Below are 18,514 nucleotides of genomic sequence, written 5' to 3'. Positions count from 1 at the left end.
GGGAGGTGGCTGGCCAAAGGCCAGACGGAGGGGTGTGTCCGCCGGAGTAACACCCCTCCACCGCCTGCGGCGGTCCCCCTCCCCTTATCCGGGGAGGAAGGGCGTTTTACTGGGTGCCTTCGGCGTACCAGGTGCGGAATTCGGCATATTTCGGCATTTCTTCCGAATTGGCCTTGGGGTCGATCACGACATGGACGACGCCCGGCTTGCCGCTGGCATAGGCACGCGCGATTGCCGGCTTGATGTCCTCCGCGCGGGTCACATATTCGCCGTGGCAGCCAAAGCCCTCACCGATCTTGTCGAAGCGGACTTCCTTGCTCCAATGGGTGCCGGTTTCTTCCGTGCCCTGGCCGAAGGTACGCTTGTAGACGCCCACTTCCAGGCCCCACTGATTATCCACGCCGACGACGCAGACCAGCGGCAGCTTGGTGCGCACCGCCACTTCCAGCTCGGCGATATGGAACATGAAGCTGCTGTCGGAGGTCAGCAGCAGGCCCGGACGGCTGACGCCGGTGGCCGCCTTGTCCGCCAGCATCGCGCCGGTGGCATAGGGAATGCCGGTGCCGATATGACCGAAATTCTGGTTCCAGATGACGTCGTTCGGCTTGCACTGCGAATAGGTCCACTGGAAGATCACACCGGCGCCACCGTCACGGATCAGGATGCCGTCCTTGGGGAAGGCCTCGGTCGCTTCCACCGCCAGACGGGCGGGATGGATCGGCAGGTCGCCGGTGCCGTCGCTCTTGGTGCGCGATTCCGCCGCCAGTTCGTCCAGCTCGGCCTGGCCGTCGCGCATGAAGGCTTCCAGCATCGGCGCGGGCGGGCGCGGCGTATCCTTCAGCGCCTCGACCAGCTGCGGCACGACGCCGCGCAGGTCGCCGACCAGCGGCACGTCGATCGGGCGGTTGACGCCGATCGCAGCGGGATCCTGCTCGACATAGATCCATTTGCGGATCGCTTCATTCTTCATCCAGTAGCGCCACTTGCCGAAATGGACCGGCTCGCCCAGTTCGGTGCCCAGCGCCAGCACCAGATCCGATTCCGTGACCGCCTCGATCGACGCCTTGGAGAAGACGTACTGGAAAGTGCGGTCTTCCAGCCCCTTGATATAGCTGGTGCCGCCGGAGGTCTGGATCACCGGGCAGTTCATCAGGTCTGCCAGCTCCTTGACCGCCGCGCCCGAGCGCGAGGTGTGGACGGCATGGCCGACCAGCAGGATCGGGTTCTTGGCGGCGCGGATCAGGTCGGCCGCTTCCTTGACACGGTCGATGTCCGCGCCCTGATTGACCAGGCGATAGCGGTCCGGTGCCAGCGGCGCGGGCAGGTCCAGCTCCTCCAGGATGATGTGGCTGGGATATTCGATATAGACCGGGCCGGGGGTGCCGCCCATCGCCTTGCGAATGCCCTCGCGCACGACCTCGTCGGTCTGGTCGGCATATTCGATCGAGGCGGCATATTTGACGCTATTCTCGAACAGGGGCATCTGCTTGACGAACTGGATGCGGCCGCGACGGACACGCTGTTCGGTGACGCGGGCGCGCTGGCCCGACAGGAAGATGACCGGCGAATTTTCGACCAGCGCGCACTGGATGGCGGGCGCCATATTGGCGATGCCCGGCCCCAGCGTGCCGATGGCGACGGCGGGCTTGCCGGTGATCCGCGACGCGGCCTCGGCCATGAAGCCGGCAGCGGCCTCATGATGGGGCGCAACCACGGTCCAGCCGCGCCGTTCGGCCTCCAGGAACATGTGGACGAAATTGGGGTCGGGAATGCCGAACAGCGTGTTGATGCCTTCGGCCTCGAACAGGTCCAGCATCCGCTTGTAGACCGGCGTGCCCTTCTTGTCGGTGGCGTTCACGTTGACGGCGGGCTTGGGATCGTCATAGCTCATTTGAGTAACCTCGGTGCGCCCGTACCCATGTACGTGGCTAGGTTGCGGTGGAAATTGGTGATCTTGCGTTCCTGGTGGGGGTTGGGCAGCGGTCCGCGGAAGCCGCGCGACTTCATGCCCTTCTGCACCCATTCCATGTTCGAGAAGTCCTGGGCGAGGACGGCGCCCCAGCCCTCGGCGGTCGCCTCCGTCTCTTCCCATTCGGTCACCGGCACTTCGCCCTCGGGGAAGCGCTCGATCGCGTAGGATTCGAAGATGCACATGTCGGGATCGTCGCCATAGGGACGGGTGCGGTAGCAAAGGGCGAAGGTGATCCCCTGCAGCACCGACATGTTGGGAAAGACGTGCCAGGCGAGGCCCGCCTCGGCCATCACCTCGGGCGGAATTTCCGGCCAGATGACGCCGCGCGCGGCATCGTCCGCCTTGGCGGATTTCAGCCAATGGGCGATGACGTCGCCGGCCGCCGTGCCCTCGGGCAGTTCGTCGACCAGCCGGCTCGCCGCATTGACCAAAGTCTCGGTCGAGGCGGCATAGTTCAATGTCTCGTAATTTTCGCGGATCAGCTCATAGGTGGAGCGGCGCGGATCGTCGCCCTTGCCGGCGCGGGTGACGCTGCTGCTCTGGCTCATCTGGAAGGCCGGGTCGCGCTGGTCGAAACCGCTCACCCCATGCAGGCCATAGGCCGCGCTATATGCGTAATAATCGCCATAATCGAGCAGCTGGGTATGGGTGCCCGCGACATGATAAGGCTCCATGAAAGCCTCCAGCGCGGTCTTCCAATTGGCCGGATAGACCACCCATTTGCGCCATTTGTAGCGCATCTTGTCCATTTCGAAGTGGGACAGGATGCGGCCGGCATCGCCCAGGAAATCGATCAGCGGCTCGGCATTGAGGTCCATATGGATCCAGATCCAGCCGCCCCATATGTCGATCTTCACATCCGACAGGCGGGTGCATTCGGCATTGAGCGCGCCCTGCCAGTCCTGCGGGTCGAGAATATAGGTGTTGTTGCCCTCGGTATCGAAGGTCCAGCCATGGAAGCCGCAGACGAAGCTGCGCCGGTTCTTGCCGCGCACCGAATGCACGTCCTTGGGCACGTCGACCAGCTGGCGGCCGCGATGCGGGCAGACATTGAAGAAGGCGCGCAACGTGTCGGGCGCGGTCCGCACGATGATGATCGACTCATCGCAAATGTCGTAGGTCATCCAGTCGCCGACATCGGGCAGTTCCTCGACCCGCGCTGCCATCTGCCAGACATGGGGCCACAGCTTCTCCTTCTCCGCCAGGGCATAGTCCTTCGACAGGAATGCCTCGGTCGGGTAGGTCAGCGGCTTGGCCAGTGCCTCCACATCGATATTGTCGATCTTGCTCATGGCATCCTCCTGCAACGTCCGCGTTGCCCGATGGGTACGGCCCGCGAGTCCGCTCGCCGGGTCCGCAAGGACAATATTTTCAACCTGCCTATCGCAACTGGCGGGAGCGCCCCAAGGGAAGAGCGGCGACCGCCACGAACCATCCCCGGGGCGATCCGGCCCATGGCTCAGGACCGCAATTCCATGCCGTCCAGATCGCCCTTCGCGCGCCAGTCCTGCACCAGTTTCTGGAATGCGCCCCAGCCCGGACCATAGCCGCGGAACAAAGCCCAGGGCGCCTTCACCTGGCCCTCATTGGTGAAATAGCTGGGGGTACATTCCTGCTGGAAGGCGGTCATGTCGATTTCCATTTCCTCGAAATGGCGGACATAATCCTCCTGCCCCAGCAGGGTGGTCTCGACCACCTTGGCGCCCTTATCCATCACCGCATGGATGATATGGGCGATATGTTCCGCCTGGCGGCCGAACTGTTCGGTCACGCTGGCGTTGAGGCCGCCCTGGATATAGCCGATGAAGAATTGATTGGGGAAACCATGGGTCATGGTGCCGTGCAGGGTGCGCGGACCATTGGCCCAATGATCGTAGATGGACAGGCCATCGCGCCCCTCCACCGCATCGATGCCCCAGCGACGCTTCAGCTCGCTCGTCACCTCGAAACCGCTGGCGAAGATGATGCAGTCGACCTCATATTCGACGCCGCCCGACACGAAGCCCTTCTCGGTGATCTTCTCCAGCCCCTTGCTGTCGGCGACATCGATCAGCGTGACATTGGGCCGGTTGAAGGTCGGGTAGAACTCATTGCTCGACAGCGGACGCTTGCAGAGGAAGCGATACCAGGGCTTCAAGGCCTCGGCCGTCGCCTGGTCCTCGACCATCTCGTCGACGCGGGCGCGCAGCCGCTCCATCACGCGATAATCGACCACCTCGCGCTTGGCCATGAACTGCTCGATCGACATTTCCGGCCAGCCTTCGGCTTCCAGTTCGGCCGACAGGTTGCGGGCAATCTCGGTCCAGATGTCGCAGATCAGGTCAGGCTCGCCCGGCGCGAAGGACTCCATCGCGGCGCGGTGGAAATTGGCCTGGCGATCCGCCTGCCAGCCGGGCTGGAGCGACGCCGCCCAGTCGGCGTCGGTCGCCGGATTGGGCCGCTCGTCCACAGTCGATGGCGTGCGCTGGATGACATAGAGCTGTTTGGCGTAGCGGCCAAGATAGGGCACCGCCTGGATCGCGGTCGCGCCGGTGCCGATGATGGCGACGCGCTTGTCGGCCAGCCTGTCGAGCACCGGATTGGCGTAGCTGCCGCCGCTATACTCATAGTCCCAGCGGGCGGTGTGGAATATCTTGCCCTTGAAGCTGTTGATGCCGGCGATGCCGGGCAGCTTGGGCATGTTGAGCACGCCGCAACCCATCACCACGAAGCGGGCCAGCAGTTCGTCGCCCCGACTGGTGCCGACGCGCCAGCGCTGGATCGTCTCGTCCCATTTCAGCGAGGTGATGAGGGTGTGGAACAGCGCCTTCTCGGCGAAACCGAAGCTTTCGGCGATCTGGCGGCAATAGGCCTGGATCTCCGCGCCATCGGCGAATTTCTTCGACGGCATGAAGCCGGTTTCTTCCAGCAGCGGCAGATAGCAATAGGCGTCATTGTCGCACTGGATGCCGGGATAGCGATTCCAGTACCAGACGCCGCCGAAGTCGCCGCCATGGTCGACGTTGCGGAAATTGGTGATGCCCTGCTTGGTCAGATGATAGCCGGCAAGCAGGCCGGCAAAGCCCCCGCCCAGCACCACGACATCCAGTTCCTCGACGATCGGGTCACGGGCGACGACCGGCATATGCGGGTCGACGTCATAGCTGTGCGTCGTGTCGTCGGTGGTCGGCTGATATTGGCCTTCCCGGTCGGCGCGCATCCGCTTGTCGCGCTCGGCGCGATATTTCTCGCGCAGGGTCGGGATATCGAATGTGTCAGCCGCAGGCGTCTGCGTCGGCTTGCAGGTCATGACCTCTCCTGGGGATCGCTGTTCTCGCCATTTTGTTAATCAACACATATGTTGACTTGCAATGGCGGAGCGGCGGGCCGGCGCTGTTAGCGCTGTGGCGATCCCTTGGCGGCCTTCTGGCCGCGGCGCTGCCCCGAAAATGGGCAGTCAGCGGGAGAGGTAGTCAGTCGTCAGCTAGCGCGCCGATCAGGCGGCGCGGGCCAGCTTTTCTTCCTTGGCGACCGGGAAGGTCACGACGTCGGCCGAAACCGGCTCGGCAGCGGGGGTCAGCGCGGCGATATAACGCTCGGCGGTGACGACGTCCCGGCGATAGGCGAAATAGAGCGAGATGAGCGAAAACATAAGAACCTCGGACAAGAATATTGCTGCGTCGCAGCATCGAGGTTCATCTGGTCCTCCCCGGCTTTTTTCGCAAATGCAAAGGCGCCAAAGCCAGTTGCACGAAACGCCATCGACCGGTTGCGCGCCTTGCAACGGCAACCGGTCGATCGCGATCAGACCCGGCCGGTGACCGGGATCAGCGCGCTGGTGATCGGCGCGGCGGCGGGCGACAGCAGGAAGGCGATCACCCCGCCCAGCGCCTCGGGCGAGACCCAGCGGCTGGCATCCGCGTCGGGCATGTCGGCGCGGTTGGCCGGCGTGTCGATGATGCTGGGCAGCACCGCATTCACCCGCACGCCCGCATCCTTCAATTCTTCGGCCAGCGCTTCGGTCAGGCGCGCGACGCCCGCCTTGGACGCGGCATAGGCGCCCATGCCGGCCGCCGCCTTTGCCGACGCTGCTGCCCCGATATTGACGATCGCGCCGCCGCCATCGCGCAGCAGCGGCAACAAGGCGCGAGTCGCGATCAGCGCGGTGCGGACATTCATGCCATAGAGCCGGTCCCAGGTGGCGACCGACCCGTCTTCCACCGTCTCCCAGCTGAAACCGCCGGCGATATTGACCAGCGCGTCGAGCCCGCCCAGCGCTTCGCCGATCTTGTCCGCTGCGCCGGCCACCGCCTGCTCGTCGGACAGGTCGATGCCGCCCAGCGCCAGGTCGACGCTATCGGCCGGCACATCGCCCAGATCGATACCCGCCACCGTCCAGCCGGCCGCGCGCAGAACCTGCACCGCCGCCCGGCCCAGCGCACCGGCCGCGCCAGTTACCGCCACCACTCCTGCCATCATCATCCCCTTTCGATAGTCTGCGTCAGATCCCGGACATGCACAGATATTTGATCTCGACATAGTCCTCGATGCCATGGCGCGATCCTTCGCGGCCCATGCCCGATTCCTTGATGCCGCCGAACGGCGCCACTTCGGTCGAAATCAGGCCGGTATTGATCCCGACCATTCCGACCTCCAGCGCCTCGCCCACGCGCCAGGCGCGCGACAGGTCGCGGGTATAGAAATAGCCCGACAGGCCGACCTCGGTGGCGTTGGCCAGCGTGACCGCTTCCTCTTCGGTATCGAACAGGAAGAGCGCGGCGAGCGGCCCGAACGTCTCCTCGTCGGCCAGCTTCATCTCCGGCGTGCAGCCGCTGATGATGGTCGGCTCGAAGAAGCTGTGGCCCAGCGCGTGGCGATGCCCGCCACTCACCAGCGTGCCGCCCTTGGTCAGCGCGTCGGCGACATGTTCCTCGACCTTCTCCACCGCCTTCTCGTCGATCAGCGGCCCCTGGGTGACGCCCGCCTCGGTGCCCGGCCCGACCTTGAGCTTCGCGACGGCGGCTTTCAGCTTTTCGGCAAAGGCCGGCGCGACGTCGCGCTGGACAAGGATGCGGTTGACGCATACGCAGGTCTGGCCGCTGTTGCGATATTTGGACGCGATCGCGCCTTCGACCGCCGCATCCAGATCGGCGTCGGCAAAGACGATGAAAGGCGCATTGCCGCCCAGTTCCATCGACAGCTTCTTCATCGTCGGCGCGCATTGCGCCATCAGCGTCTTGCCGACCTCGGTCGATCCGGTGAAGCTCAGCTTGCGTACCAGCGGGTTGCCGGTCAGTTCCGCGCCGATCACCCGCGACGATCCGGTGACGACGTTGAACACGCCCTTGGGCACGCCCGCCCGTTCGGCCAGCACGGCCAGCGCCAGCGCGGTCAGCGGCGTCTGGGTGGCGGGCTTCAGCACCATGGTGCAGCCCGCCGCCAGCGCCGGTGCCGCCTTGCGCGTGATCATCGCGGCGGGGAAATTCCACGGCGTGATCGCCGCGACCACACCGACCGGCTGCTTGATGACGACGATGCGGCTGTCGGCGCGATGGCTGGGGATGATCTCGCCATAGATGCGCTTGGCCTCTTCGCCGAACCATTCGATGAAGCTGGCGGCATAGGCGATCTCGCCCTTGGCCTCGGTCAGCGCCTTGCCCTGCTCGCGGGTCAGGATCATGGCCAGGTCATCCTGATGTTCGATCAGCAGCTCGAACCAGCGGCGCAATATGCGCGAGCGTTCGGCCGCGGTCTTCGCCTTCCAGGCCGGCAGTGCCGCCTCGGCCGCCTCGATCGCCGCGCGCGTGCCCGCCTCGTCGATCGCTGGAATTCCGGCCAGCCGCTCATCCGTCGCCGGATCGGTCACGTCGATGCTGGCGGCGCCGATCCACTGGCCGTCGACATAGCATTGTTCGCGCAGCAGGCTGGGGTCGGCAAGGGCTATGGTCATCGGATCACCTTCTTCGGCAGGATGCGGGGCAAGGGGCGCAGGGCGCACCCGTCGCTGCGTCCAACGCAGCATGGCCCCATTTCGATGCGAAGGTGGGATGCGCGGCAGGCGGCGTCAACGTGGACAGAATGTCCCCGCCCAAGGATCGACCCCGCGATGCGCGCTATTGGGGAATATGCGGCGCCCGCAGATTGACCAGCGGCCGCTGATAGGAGGGATCGCTCTTGTCCCGTGCCGGCGCGCCATTGGCATGCAGGTCCGGTATGTCGCCAAAGGGGAGCGGCAGCGTCGGCACCAGCCCGGACCATTCGATCATGTTGGTGCGCAGCACAATCTTCCACTGGTCATCGCGCCGTTCCAGCCGATCGAGATAGCGGCCCCCGGCGATCCAGTTGCTCTCGTCCCGGTTGCGGCCGACGAACAGATAATAGGTTTCGGCATGGGCGCTGTCGCCATCGATATCGATGGTCATGTTGAGCAGATTATGATGCGTCGCCACCTGCCCGCCCTCGTGCAGGGCGCTGGCCCAGGCATAGAGCGCATCGGGCGCGCCGACGAAGCTGCCCGCCGCGACGGTGGCGTCATCATGGAAGGCCGACAGGAACAGGTTGCGGTCGAACCGGTCCATGCCCCGGCTGAACCGGGTCAGACAGTCGACAATATCCTGCCGGTCGAGCAGCGCGTCGATCCGCGCCTGGCGATCCGCGTCCATCCTATGCCTCCGTCCGTGGGGCGATCGGCTGCCAGATCGGCGCGCCGCGCTCGGCCCGCAGCGACGGGATGGTCTTTCCGTCGACATCGGTGATGCCATAATCCTGTGCCAGTTCGGCGGTGATGAAGGTGCCGCCCGATCGCGCCATGATCGCCGGATCGGCCAGCAGCGCGGCGATCACCCGGCCGGGAAATTCGGGCGAGCAGCCGACCAGCGGATTGGTGACGGTCAGCGCCTTCATCGCCGGATTGGCGGCGATGTTGCGTTGCGCCCGCTCGGTCATGGTGAGCCCCTGCCACAGCGAGAGCGAGGCGACGCCATAAGGCTGCAGCTCGATCGCCATGTCGCGCGCCATGCGGTCGACCGCCGACTTGGCAGTGCCGAACACCACGCCATAGGTGTAGGTGACGCCGACATAGCCCGATATCGCCACGATCAGCCCAGAACCCTGCGGCACCATCATCTGCGCGGCATGGCGCGCAGCGACGAAGTTGGAACGGACGCCGACATCGACCATGTCCCAGTTGGACAAGGGCTTTTCCCAGAAGCTGCCCGGCACGGTCAGGTCCTCGGGGATCGCAAAGGCATTGTTGACCAGCAGGTCGAGCCGCCCCTGTTCGCGCCGCACCTGATCGAACAGCGCCGCCACCTGCGCGTCGTCGCCATGGTCGACCTGCACCGCGATGCCCCGGCCGCCGCGCGCATCGCATTGCGCCGCCGTCTCGCCGACCGTGCCCGGCAATTCATGGTCGCCCGCCTTGACCGTGCGCCCGGTGACATAGACGGTCGCCCCCTGCTCGGCGAGCGCCAGCGCCATGCCCTTGCCGATGCCCCGGCTCGCGCCGGTGACGATCGCGACCTTGCCGTCCAGCGGTTTCATGATCCTCTCCCTCAGTCGGTTTCGCGCGCGAAGAAGCGCACGCTATGATCGCCGTTCGCGCGGCCAGTGAAATGCGGCGCGCTGAACGCCATGCCCATGACGCCCTGGCTCCAGTCGGCTGAGACGCCGATATCCTGCACCCAGTCGTAGAGCATGGTGCGCCGCGCGATCCGCCACTGGCCCTCGCGCCGCGCGAAAAGGTCGAGATAGCGGCCGCCGATCATGACGTCGCGCTGCGCATCGCCCATGTCGATACGATGATAGGATTGGACCTGCGTTTCGACCCGCGCCGTGTCGCCCGCCAGGTCGATGACGCTCTGCCCCAGCAGATGCTGGGTGCAGAAGATCGCGTCGGCGCCGGGCACCACCCAGGCAAGATAGGCATCGAAATCGCCGGCGAACACGCCATAATCGGTGCTGCCGTCGGGCCAGCAGCAGGCCCGGATCAGATCAGCGTCGCGCCGGTCCTCGCCGCGCGCCAGCCGGGCAAGGCAATCGCGGATCGCCTCCTTGTCCAGCATCGCCTGCACCTGCGTCGCGGCACTCTCCATCCGGCCCTCTCCTTCCCGCCCGTCGCGGCGGGCTGTCTGTCCATGGGCCGGTCATAGGCGCGCGCCATGGCGCGTCGCTTGACCAATTCGGACAGGAGGGAAGCGGGCGTCCTCAGCCGCGCGGGGCGAGCCCCGCGATCAGCAGGTCGACCTGCGCCGCCGCGATCGCCTCGGCGCTCATCGCGCCGGCAGGATCGCGCCAACGCGCCGACCAGTTGAGTGCGCCGGCCAGGGTGAAGGCGGCCAGCTTCACGTCGACCGGAGCGATCGACCCGTCCGCCACCGCATCGGCGATCAGCCCACGCATGGCCAGGTCGATGTCGCGCTTGCGCGACCGGAACAGGATCGCCCCTTCGGCCGACAAGCATTCGTCGCCCGTCCGCACCACGCAGGCGCCGAAATCATCCATGATCACCGCGCCATAGCGACGCAGGAAATAGCCGAGCCGGGCCAGGCCATTGCCTTCCCCCGCGCGGGCCTCATCGGCCGCCGCGCGCAGCATCTCCAGGCCGCGGGTGACGCATTCGATCAGCACCTGCTCCTTGTTGCCCAGATAATGATAGATGGTCGGCTTGCTGATCCCCAGGCTCGCGGCGACATCGTCCAGCGAGGTCGCATGGAAACCGCGCGCGTTGAACATGCGCACCGCCGCGCGCAGCACCGCCTCGCGCTTTTCCTCCCGCTCGCGCGCCTTCTCCTCCCGCGTGCGGAAGGGAGACGGGATCGCCACTGCGCTTTTCGCCGACACTCGCTGTTCCTCCATGCCGCCTGTTGACAAGAAATCGCAACAGGCGCAACCTACTCATGAGTATAGGAGAGACGCAAGGGTTTATGCTGACCGAAATCCAGAGCGCGATTCGCGACACCGTCCGGGATTTCGCCCAGGCGACGATCCGCCCGCATTCGGCCCGGTTCGAGGCGGAGGGCGGCTATCCCCGTTCGCTGTTCGAGGAGATGGCCGGCCTTGGCCTCTGGGGCATGACCGCGCCCGAAGCCTATGGCGGCGCGGAGGCGGACTCCGTTTCCTATGCCCTCGCGCTGATGGAACTGGCCGCCGCCGACGGCGCGCTCTCCACCATCGTCTCGATCCAGAATTCGATCCTCGTCTCCGGCCTGCTCAAGGATGGCAGCGAGGCGCAGAAGGCCCGCTTCCTGCCCGACCTGATCGGCGGCCGCACCATCGGCGCCTTCGCCCTCACCGAAAGCGACGCCGGCTCCGACGCATCGGCCGTGCGCACCCGCGCGGTCAAGGTCGATGGCGGCTGGCGCATCACCGGCGCCAAGCAGTTCATCACCTCCGGCAAGATTGGCGGGCTGGTGATGATCATCGCCGTCACCGATCCCGACGCCGGCAAGAAGGGCCTGTCCGCCTTCATCGTGCCGACCGACCGCCCCGGCTATGCGGTCGACAAGGTCGAACACAAGATGGGCCAGGGCGCGTCGGACACCTGCGCGCTGCGGTTCGAGGATATGTTCGTCGAGGATGATCTGCTGATCGGCCAGCCGGGCCAGGGCTATCGCATCGCTTTGGCCAATCTGGAGACCGGCCGCATCGGCATCGCCGCCCAGTGCGTCGGCATGGCCCAGGCCGCGCTGGAGATCGCCATCGCTTACGCCAAGGACCGCAAGAGCTTCGGCAAGGCGATCATCGAGCATCAGGCGGTCGGCTTCCGCCTTGCCGACCTCGCCACCCGGCTGGAGGCCGCGCGCCAGCTCGTCCTGTCCGCCGCCGCGATGAAGGACAGCGGCCAGCCAGCCCTGACCCAGGCGTCGATGGCCAAGCTGTTCGCCTCCGAAGCGGCCGAGGCGGTGGTATCCGGCGCGATGCAGACGCTGGGTGGCTATGGCTATCTTGAAGAATTTGGAATCGCGAAAATCTACCGCGATGTCCGCGTGTGCCAGATTTACGAGGGCACGTCGGACATCCAGCGCATGGTCATTGCGCGCAGTCTTTGAAGGAGAATTAGGATGCAGGACGATCCGGTAGTCATTGCGAGCTATGCCCGCACCCCCATGGGCGGGTTCCAGGGCGCGCTCTCGGCGGTCAAGGCCACCGATCTTGGCGCGACGGCGGTCAAGGCCGCGGTCGAGCGGGCCGGCGTCGCCACTGACGCCATCGATCGTATCTATATGGGCTGCGTCCTGCCCGCCGGCCTTGGCCAGGCGCCCGCGCGCCAGGCGGCGCTGGGCGCAGGCCTCGGCCTCAATACCGAGGCGACGACCGTCAACAAGATGTGCGGGTCGGGCATGCAGGCGGCGATCATGGCGCATGAGGCACTGGCGTCCGGCGCGGCCGATATCGTCATCGCCGGCGGCATGGAGAGCATGACCAACGCCCCCTATGCCCTGCCCAAGCATCGCAGCGGCGCCCGCATCGGCCATGACCGCATCATCGACACGATGATGATGGACGGGCTGGAGGATGCCTATGAACCCGGCAAGGCGATGGGCGTCTTCGCCGAAGAGGCCGTGCGCGACTATCAGTTCACCCGCACCGACCAGGATGATTATGCCATCCGCTCGCTCGACCGCGCCAATGCGGCGATCGGCAGCGGCGCCTTCGTCCGCGAGATCACGCCGGTCACCGTATCGGGCCGGGGCGGCGACACCGTCATCGATACCGACGAACAGCCCGGCAAGGCCCGACCGGAAAAGATCCCCGGCCTCAAGCCCGCCTTCGTCAAGGATGGCACCATCACCGCCGCCAATGCCTCGTCCATTTCGGATGGCGCCGCCGCGCTGGTGATGACCCGCCAGAGCGTCGCGGAAAAGCAGGGCCTGACGATCGTCGCGAAGGTCGTCGCCACCGCCGCCCATGCCCATGAGCCCGCCAAGTTCACCACCGCGCCGGTGCCCGCGATGCGCAAGCTGCTAGCCAAGGCCGGCTGGTCGGTCGAGGATGTCGATCTGTTCGAGGTCAACGAAGCCTTTGCCGTGGTCGCGATGATCGCCGCCAAGGAACTGGGCATCCCGGCCGACAAGCTCAACGTCAATGGCGGCGCCACCGCGCTCGGCCATCCGATCGGCGCATCGGGCGCGCGCATCGTCGCCACATTGCTGGGCGCGCTGGAAACCCGCGGCCTCAAGCGCGGCGTCGCCAGCCTCTGCATCGGCGGCGGCGAAGCCACCGCCATGGCCGTCGAACTCGTATAATTCTGCCGGGAGAGGACAGATAATGGATATCAAGGGACTGGCCGCCATCGTCACCGGTGGCGCCTCCGGCCTCGGCCGTGCCACCGCCACCATGCTCGCGGCGCAGGGCGCCAAGGTCGCGATCTTCGACCTCAATGAGGACGCCGGCAAGGCGGTCGCCGCCGAAATCGGCGGGCTTTATGTCGGCGTCAATGTTGCCGACGATGCCAGCGTCACCGCCGGGCTCGACACGGCGGAAGCCGCCCATGGCACCGCCCGCATCCTGGTCAATTGCGCCGGCATCGCCCCGGCCGTGAAGACGGTGGGCAAGGAAAATGTGCCTCATCCGCTCGACACGTTCAGCAAGACGATCACCGTCAACCTGATCGGCACCTTCAACATGATCTCCAAATTCGCCGCCCGCGCGGCCGCGGCCGAGGAGATGGACGGCGAGCGGGGCGTCATCGTCAACACCGCCTCGGTCGCGGCCTATGACGGCCAGATCGGCCAGGCCGCCTATTCCGCGTCGAAGGGCGGCGTGGTCGGCATGACCCTGCCGATCGCCCGTGATCTCGCCCAGCACAAGATCCGCGTCATGACGATCGCGCCGGGCATCTTCCTGACGCCGATGCTGGAGGCCTTCCCCCAGCATGTGCAGGATGCGCTAGGCGCGCAGGTGCCCCACCCCAGCCGCCTCGGCAAGCCGGCCGAATATGCCCAGCTGGTCGAATCGATCGTCCGCAACCCGATGCTGAATGGCGAGGTGATCCGCCTCGACGGCGCCATCCGCATGGCGCCGCGCTGATGAACGGGTCGGGCAGCGGCGTGACGCTGGCGATCGCCGACGGCATCGCCCGGATCATGCTCGACCGGCCAGCCGTCGGCAATGCGATCGACCTGCCCCTCGCCCGCATGGCCAAGCCGCTGGTGACGCTGGTCAATGGTCCCGCTGCCGGCGCGGGCTTCAGCCTGGCCATCCTCGGCGATGTCGTTCTGTCGGCCCGCTCGGCCCATTATACCGCCGCCTATGGCGCGATCGGCCTCACCGCCGATGGCGGGCTCAGCTGGCTGTTGCCGCGCCTGGTCGGCCTGCGCCGCGCGCAGGAAATCATCCTCACCAACCGCCGCATCAAAAGCGAAGAGGCCGAAGCGATCGGCCTTGTCACCCGGCTGGTCGATGATGAGGCGCTGGAGGCGGAAGGGCTGGCGCTCGCCGCCCGCCTCGCCGATGCGCCGACGGCAGCATACGGCGCCGCCCGCACCCTGCTGCATGACAGTTTCGACACCGGCTTCGAGACCCAGCTCGACCGTGAACTCCGATCGATGGCGGTCGCCGGCGCCGGTGAGGCGCAGGAAGGGCTTGCCGCCCTGCTCGCCAAGCGTCCCCCCAATTTCAGAGGAGCCTGATCCATGGCCGAGGCCTATATTGTCGATGCCGTCCGCACCGCCGGCGGCCGCGCCCGCAAGGGCGGGCTGATCGACGTCCATCCCGCCGATCTGGGCGCCACCATTCTCAACGCGCTGGTCGACCGCACCGGCATCGATCCCGCCGCCATCGAGGATGTGATCGTCGGCTGCGTCAGCCAGGCGGGCGAACAGAGCTTCGCCTTCGGCCGTAACCTCGTCCTCGCCTCCAAGCTGCCCGACAGCGTGCCGGCCGTGACGATCGACCGGCAATGCGGCTCCTCGCAGCAGGCGCTGCATTTCGCGGCGCAGGCGATCCTGTCCGGCACCCAGGATCTGGTGATAGCGGCGGGCGCCGAAAGCATGACCCGCGTGCCGATGGGCTCCAACTTCCAGCTCCACGCCGCCGCCGGCCTGGGCGATGGTCCCTGGCCCAAGAGCATCCAGAAACGTTATGGCGTCGCCGAGTTCAGCCAGTTCCATGGCGCCCAGGCGATCGCCAACAAATATGGCTTCACCCGCGAGGATATGGACGCCTATGCGCTGGCCAGCCATGCCAAGGCGGCGGCCGCGATCGACAGCGGCGCCTTCAAGGCGGAGATCGTCCCCGTCCTGACCCCCGAAGGGATTTTCGACACCGACGACGGCGTGCGCCGCGGCGGCACGATGGAGGCGATGGCCAGCGTCAAGACGCTGGAGGAAGGCGGCACCATCACCGCCGCCAATGCCAGCCAGATGACCGACGGCGCGTCGGGCGTGCTGGTGGCGAGCGAAGCGGCGATCAAGCGCTTCGGTCTCACGCCGCTTGCCCGCATCATCAACCTGACCGTCACGGCGGGCGATCCGGTCATCATGCTGGAGGAGCCGATCCCCGCCACCCGCAAGGCGTTCGAACGCTCGGGCCTGAAACTCGACGATATCGACCTGTTCGAGGTGAACGAGGCCTTCGCCTCCATCCCCATGGCCTGGCTCAAGGCGATCGGCGCCGATCCGGCCAGGCTCAACGTCCATGGCGGCGCGATCGCGCTCGGCCATCCGCTCGGCGCATCGGGCACCAAGCTGATGAGCACGCTCGTTCATGCGCTCAAGGCGCGGGGCAAGCGCTATGGCCTGCAAACCATGTGCGAAGGCGGCGGCATCGCCAATGTGACGATCGTGGAGGCACTGTGATGGCTTTGAAGACGCGTTTCACCGAATTGTGCGGCATCGAGCATCCGATCGTGCAGGGCGGCATGATGTGGGTCGGCCGCGCCGAACTGGCCGCCGCCGTCTCCAATGCCGGGGGGCTGGGCATCCTGACCGCCCTCACCCAGCCGACGCCCGACGACCTGCGCCGCGAGATCGACCGCTGCCGGACGATGACCGACAAGCCGTTTGGCGTGAACCTCACCATCCTGCCCTCGGTCAATCCGCCGCCCTATGCGGAATATCGCCAGGCGATCATCGACAGCGGCGTCAAGATCGTCGAGACCGCCGGCCACAAGCCGCAGGAACATGTCGATGATTTCAAGGCGCATGGCATCATCGTCGTCCATAAATGCACTGCCGTCCGCCATGCCCTCTCGGCCGAGCGGATGGGCGTCGACGCCATCTCGATCGACGGCTTTGAATGCGCCGGCCATCCGGGCGAGGACGATATTCCCGGTCTCATCCTGATCCCGGCGGCGGCCGACAAGCTCAGCATCCCGATGATCGCCAGCGGCGGCTTTGGTGACGGGCGCGGCCTCGCCGCCGCGCTGGCGCTGGGTGCCGAGGGCATCAACATGGGCACCCGCTTCTGCGCCACGGTCGAAGCGCCGATCCACCAGAATGTGAAGCAGTTCCTGGTCGACAATGACGAACGCGGCACCAACCTCATCTTCCGCAAGTTCAAGAATACCGGGCGCGTCGCCAAGAACAGCGTGTCGGACGAGGTGGTCGAAATCTCGCTACGCGAAGGATCGGTCTTCCCCGACATCCAGCCGCTCGTGTCAGGCGCCAAGGGCCGGATCGCGCTCGAAACCGGCGATCTCGACGCCGGCCTGATCTGGGCCGGCCAGATTCAGGGCCTGATCCACGACATCCCGACCTGTCAGGACCTCATCACCCGCATCGTCGAGGACGCCACCGCGATTATCCAACGCCGCCTCGCCGGCCTCGTCACGCCGGAACTCGCGCCGGTAGGCTGACCTATTCCTGCGCCAGCAGCAGCGCCGCATAAGGCGGCAATGCCATCCCCGGCGCCGCATCGCCGATCGCCGCGATGATCGCGCCGCGCCCTTCCACTTCCTGCGGCCAGGGCGCGAGGGTCGGCGACAGGTTGAAGATGCAGGTCAGCGCCTGATCCTCTGCCACCCGGCGGAAGGCCAGGCACTGGTCGTCGGCGCGCATGATATCCAGGCGCCCATGGCGCATCGCCGGATTGGCCTTGCGCAGCGCGATCATCGCGCGGGTGAAGTGCAGCAGCGACGCGGGGTCGCCCTCCTGCGCTGCCACCGCCCGCGCGACATTCTCCGCACCCAATGGCAGCCAGGGCTCGCCATCGGTGAAACCGGCTTCCGCCGCATCGACCGACCAGGGTAGCGGCGTGCGTGCGCCGTCGCGCGACAGGGTCAGCGGCCAGTTGGCGATCGCCTCGGGATCCTGCAACTTCTCGAACGGGATATCGACCTGGGTGATGCCCAGTTCCTCGCCCTGATAGAGGATGACATTGCCGCGCAGCGCCATCAGCAGCAGCATCTTGAGCCGGGCGAAGGCGGGCTGATCCTCCGGCGCGCACCAGCGCGACAGGGCGCGCGGCGCATCATGATTCTCGAACGCCCAGCTCGGCCAGCTCATGCCCGGTTCGTCCGGCCAGCGCGCCAGCGTATCGGCGATCAGGCCGGGGGTCAGCGCCGGGGCATAGAGGAAGTTGAAGCCATAGGCGCTGTTGAGATGACCCTCCCCAGCCGTATAGGCCTTCATCTCCTGCTCGGCGAGGTCGCCGCCCACCTCCGCCACGGTGAAGATCGCGCCATAGCGATCGGTGAGGTCGCGGATGCGCGCGACGAAATCGACCACGCCGGGATGCGACTGGCTGTAGCGGCGAATCTGATAGTCGAACGGCCGGGTGCGCGGCCCTTCCCCCTCGGGCGCGGGCGGATTGTCGCGCAATTCCGGGTCGTGCATCGCATGGTTGAGCGCATCGAGGCGAAAGCCATCGACGCCCCGGTCCAGCCAGAATTGCATCGCGCCCAGCAGCGCATCCTGCACCGCAACATTATGGACGTTGAGCTGCGGCTGGCTGGTCAGGAACTGGTGCATATAATATTGCCGCCGCCGCGCGTCCCAGGTCCAGGCCGGGCAGCCGAACACCGACTGCCAGTTGTTGGGTGGGGTGCCGTCCGCCCTGGGGTCGGCCCAGACGAACCAGTCCGCCTTGTCATTGTCCCGGTCCTGCCGGCTCTGCGCGAACCAGGGATGCAGGTCGGAACTATGGGCATAGACCTGGTCGATCGTGACCCTGATCCCCAGTTCATGCGCGCGCGCCACCAGCGCATCGAAATCGGCGAGCGTGCCGAAGATCGGGTCCACCCCGCAATAATCGGCGATATCATAGCCGAAATCGCGCATCGGCGAGGGGAAGAAGGGCGAAATCCAGATCGCGTCCACGCCCAGCCGCGCGACATGCTCCAGCCGCGCGGTGATGCCCGGCAGGTCGCCAATGCCATCGCCGTTCGAATCCTGAAAGCTGCGGGGATAGATTTGATAGAGGACCGCACCCTTCCACCAGGGCCGATCGCCTGCATCACGACTGTCGGGAGCCATTTGCGCCACCCCATGTCCCAAGCCTGCGGCGCATCCTGCCGCAGCGCCAGTCTACACGGCGGCGCGCGCAGGTGAAGAACTATGTTGCGGCTGCGAAGGGTTCAGGGCGTATGTCGGGATCGCGTCACGCTGGAGATCAGCTGGTTGA

17 protein-coding genes are annotated in these 18,514 nt (G+C 66.2%); 6 read left to right on the top strand and 11 right to left on the bottom strand.

Features of this window, described 5'->3' with window-relative positions; all coding sequences use genetic code 11:
- Positions 1-106: 106 nt before the first annotated feature.
- From CG471_RS06580 to CG471_RS06540, 10 genes are all read right to left on the bottom strand, one after another.
- Positions 107-1,891 (bottom strand): thiamine pyrophosphate-binding protein, encoded by a 1,785-nt coding sequence (locus tag CG471_RS06580; RefSeq protein ID WP_069337302.1) that lies wholly within the window; start codon positions 1,889-1,891, stop codon positions 107-109.
- Entirely contained in the window at positions 1,888-3,264 is a 1,377-nt protein-coding gene (locus tag CG471_RS06575) for an SRPBCC family protein (protein ID WP_004209075.1), read from the bottom strand. The genes CG471_RS06580 and CG471_RS06575 overlap by 4 nt, the downstream gene beginning before the upstream one ends.
- A gap of 167 nt (positions 3,265-3,431) precedes the next feature.
- Complete coding sequence (locus CG471_RS06570; RefSeq protein ID WP_099231301.1) at positions 3,432-5,261, bottom strand: NAD(P)/FAD-dependent oxidoreductase; 1,830 nt, start codon at positions 5,259-5,261, stop codon at positions 3,432-3,434.
- 186 nt (positions 5,262-5,447) lie between these two features.
- Positions 5,448-5,618, bottom strand: a complete 171-nt coding sequence (locus tag CG471_RS30555) for a hypothetical protein (RefSeq protein ID WP_155276487.1) — start codon at positions 5,616-5,618, stop codon at positions 5,448-5,450.
- 137 nt (positions 5,619-5,755) lie between these two features.
- Positions 5,756-6,433 carry an SDR family NAD(P)-dependent oxidoreductase gene (locus tag CG471_RS06565; protein ID WP_099231300.1) on the bottom strand — a complete coding sequence of 226 codons (678 nt, stop codon included), beginning with the start codon at positions 6,431-6,433 and terminating at the stop codon, positions 5,756-5,758.
- Positions 6,434-6,452: 19 nt separating this feature from the next.
- A complete protein-coding gene (locus CG471_RS06560; RefSeq protein ID WP_099231299.1) occupies positions 6,453-7,901 on the bottom strand; it encodes an NAD-dependent succinate-semialdehyde dehydrogenase in 1,449 nt (482 codons plus the stop codon).
- A 163-nt stretch (positions 7,902-8,064) separates the two neighbouring features.
- The gene (locus CG471_RS06555; protein WP_099231298.1) at positions 8,065-8,613 is read right to left on the bottom strand and encodes a nuclear transport factor 2 family protein; all 549 of its coding nucleotides are present in this window, start codon (positions 8,611-8,613) and stop codon (positions 8,065-8,067) included.
- A 1-nt stretch (position 8,614) separates the two neighbouring features.
- Positions 8,615-9,493 carry an SDR family NAD(P)-dependent oxidoreductase gene (locus CG471_RS06550; RefSeq protein WP_099231297.1) on the bottom strand — a complete coding sequence of 293 codons (879 nt, stop codon included), beginning with the start codon at positions 9,491-9,493 and terminating at the stop codon, positions 8,615-8,617.
- A gap of 11 nt (positions 9,494-9,504) precedes the next feature.
- On the bottom strand, positions 9,505-10,044 hold the full coding sequence (locus CG471_RS06545) for a nuclear transport factor 2 family protein (protein WP_099231295.1): 540 nt from the start codon (positions 10,042-10,044) through the stop codon (positions 9,505-9,507).
- A 112-nt stretch (positions 10,045-10,156) separates the two neighbouring features.
- Positions 10,157-10,792: a TetR/AcrR family transcriptional regulator gene (locus CG471_RS06540; protein ID WP_004209084.1), complete on the bottom strand. Its 636-nt coding sequence runs from the start codon at positions 10,790-10,792 to the stop codon at positions 10,157-10,159.
- Positions 10,793-10,875: 83 nt separating this feature from the next.
- Between CG471_RS06540 and CG471_RS06535 the strand changes: the two genes are divergently transcribed.
- From CG471_RS06535 to CG471_RS06510, 6 genes are read left to right on the top strand one after another with little or no spacing between them, the layout of a single operon-like run.
- Positions 10,876-12,000 carry an acyl-CoA dehydrogenase family protein gene (locus CG471_RS06535; protein ID WP_099231293.1) on the top strand — a complete coding sequence of 375 codons (1,125 nt, stop codon included), beginning with the start codon at positions 10,876-10,878 and terminating at the stop codon, positions 11,998-12,000.
- Positions 12,001-12,012: 12 nt separating this feature from the next.
- Entirely contained in the window at positions 12,013-13,197 is a 1,185-nt protein-coding gene (locus CG471_RS06530) for an acetyl-CoA C-acyltransferase (protein ID WP_099231290.1), read from the top strand.
- Between the two features lie 22 nt (positions 13,198-13,219).
- A complete protein-coding gene (locus CG471_RS06525) occupies positions 13,220-13,981 on the top strand; it encodes a 3-hydroxyacyl-CoA dehydrogenase (protein ID WP_097384871.1) in 762 nt (253 codons plus the stop codon).
- Positions 13,981-14,583, top strand: a complete 603-nt coding sequence (locus CG471_RS06520; protein ID WP_099231288.1) for an enoyl-CoA hydratase-related protein — start codon at positions 13,981-13,983, stop codon at positions 14,581-14,583. Before CG471_RS06525 ends, CG471_RS06520 begins: the two co-directional genes overlap by 1 nt.
- Positions 14,584-14,586: 3 nt before the next feature.
- Positions 14,587-15,750 (top strand): acetyl-CoA C-acetyltransferase, encoded by a 1,164-nt coding sequence (locus CG471_RS06515; RefSeq protein ID WP_099231286.1) that lies wholly within the window; start codon positions 14,587-14,589, stop codon positions 15,748-15,750.
- Complete coding sequence (locus tag CG471_RS06510) at positions 15,750-16,748, top strand: nitronate monooxygenase family protein (protein ID WP_099231284.1); 999 nt, start codon at positions 15,750-15,752, stop codon at positions 16,746-16,748. The genes CG471_RS06515 and CG471_RS06510 overlap by 1 nt, the downstream gene beginning before the upstream one ends.
- A gap of 1 nt (position 16,749) precedes the next feature.
- Here CG471_RS06510 and CG471_RS06505 read toward each other — a convergent pair whose 3' ends face one another.
- The gene (locus tag CG471_RS06505; RefSeq protein WP_099231282.1) at positions 16,750-18,366 is read right to left on the bottom strand and encodes an alpha-amylase family glycosyl hydrolase; all 1,617 of its coding nucleotides are present in this window, start codon (positions 18,364-18,366) and stop codon (positions 16,750-16,752) included.
- Positions 18,367-18,514: the final 148 nt, after the last annotated feature.

This window comes from Sphingobium sp. IP1, from assembly GCF_002708645.1.
Lineage (GTDB): Bacteria > Pseudomonadota > Alphaproteobacteria > Sphingomonadales > Sphingomonadaceae > Sphingobium > Sphingobium yanoikuyae.
This window is presented reverse-complemented; position numbering and strand designations above follow the sequence as displayed.

Excerpts from the sequence above, each read along its gene's own strand:
- CG471_RS06570 (WP_099231301.1), bottom strand. The coding sequence starts at position 5,261 with ATGACCTGCAAGCCGACGCAGACGCCTGCGGCTGACACATTCGATATC.
- CG471_RS06515 (WP_099231286.1), top strand. The coding sequence starts at position 14,587 with ATGGCCGAGGCCTATATTGTCGATGCCGTCCGCACCGCCGGCGGCCGC.
- CG471_RS06525 (WP_097384871.1), top strand. The coding sequence starts at position 13,220 with ATGGATATCAAGGGACTGGCCGCCATCGTCACCGGTGGCGCCTCCGGC.
- CG471_RS06530 (WP_099231290.1), top strand. The coding sequence starts at position 12,013 with ATGCAGGACGATCCGGTAGTCATTGCGAGCTATGCCCGCACCCCCATG.
- CG471_RS06565 (WP_099231300.1), bottom strand. The coding sequence starts at position 6,433 with ATGATGATGGCAGGAGTGGTGGCGGTAACTGGCGCGGCCGGTGCGCTG.
- CG471_RS06505 (WP_099231282.1), bottom strand. The coding sequence starts at position 18,366 with ATGGCTCCCGACAGTCGTGATGCAGGCGATCGGCCCTGGTGGAAGGGT.
- CG471_RS06555 (WP_099231298.1), bottom strand. The coding sequence starts at position 8,613 with ATGGACGCGGATCGCCAGGCGCGGATCGACGCGCTGCTCGACCGGCAG.
- CG471_RS06560 (WP_099231299.1), bottom strand. The coding sequence starts at position 7,901 with ATGACCATAGCCCTTGCCGACCCCAGCCTGCTGCGCGAACAATGCTAT.
- CG471_RS06580 (WP_069337302.1), bottom strand. The coding sequence starts at position 1,891 with ATGAGCTATGACGATCCCAAGCCCGCCGTCAACGTGAACGCCACCGAC.
- CG471_RS06550 (WP_099231297.1), bottom strand. The coding sequence starts at position 9,493 with ATGAAACCGCTGGACGGCAAGGTCGCGATCGTCACCGGCGCGAGCCGG.
- CG471_RS06535 (WP_099231293.1), top strand. The coding sequence starts at position 10,876 with ATGCTGACCGAAATCCAGAGCGCGATTCGCGACACCGTCCGGGATTTC.
- CG471_RS06510 (WP_099231284.1), top strand. The coding sequence starts at position 15,750 with ATGGCTTTGAAGACGCGTTTCACCGAATTGTGCGGCATCGAGCATCCG.
- CG471_RS06520 (WP_099231288.1), top strand. The coding sequence starts at position 13,981 with ATGAACGGGTCGGGCAGCGGCGTGACGCTGGCGATCGCCGACGGCATC.
- CG471_RS06575 (WP_004209075.1), bottom strand. The coding sequence starts at position 3,264 with ATGAGCAAGATCGACAATATCGATGTGGAGGCACTGGCCAAGCCGCTG.
- CG471_RS06545 (WP_099231295.1), bottom strand. The coding sequence starts at position 10,044 with ATGGAGAGTGCCGCGACGCAGGTGCAGGCGATGCTGGACAAGGAGGCG.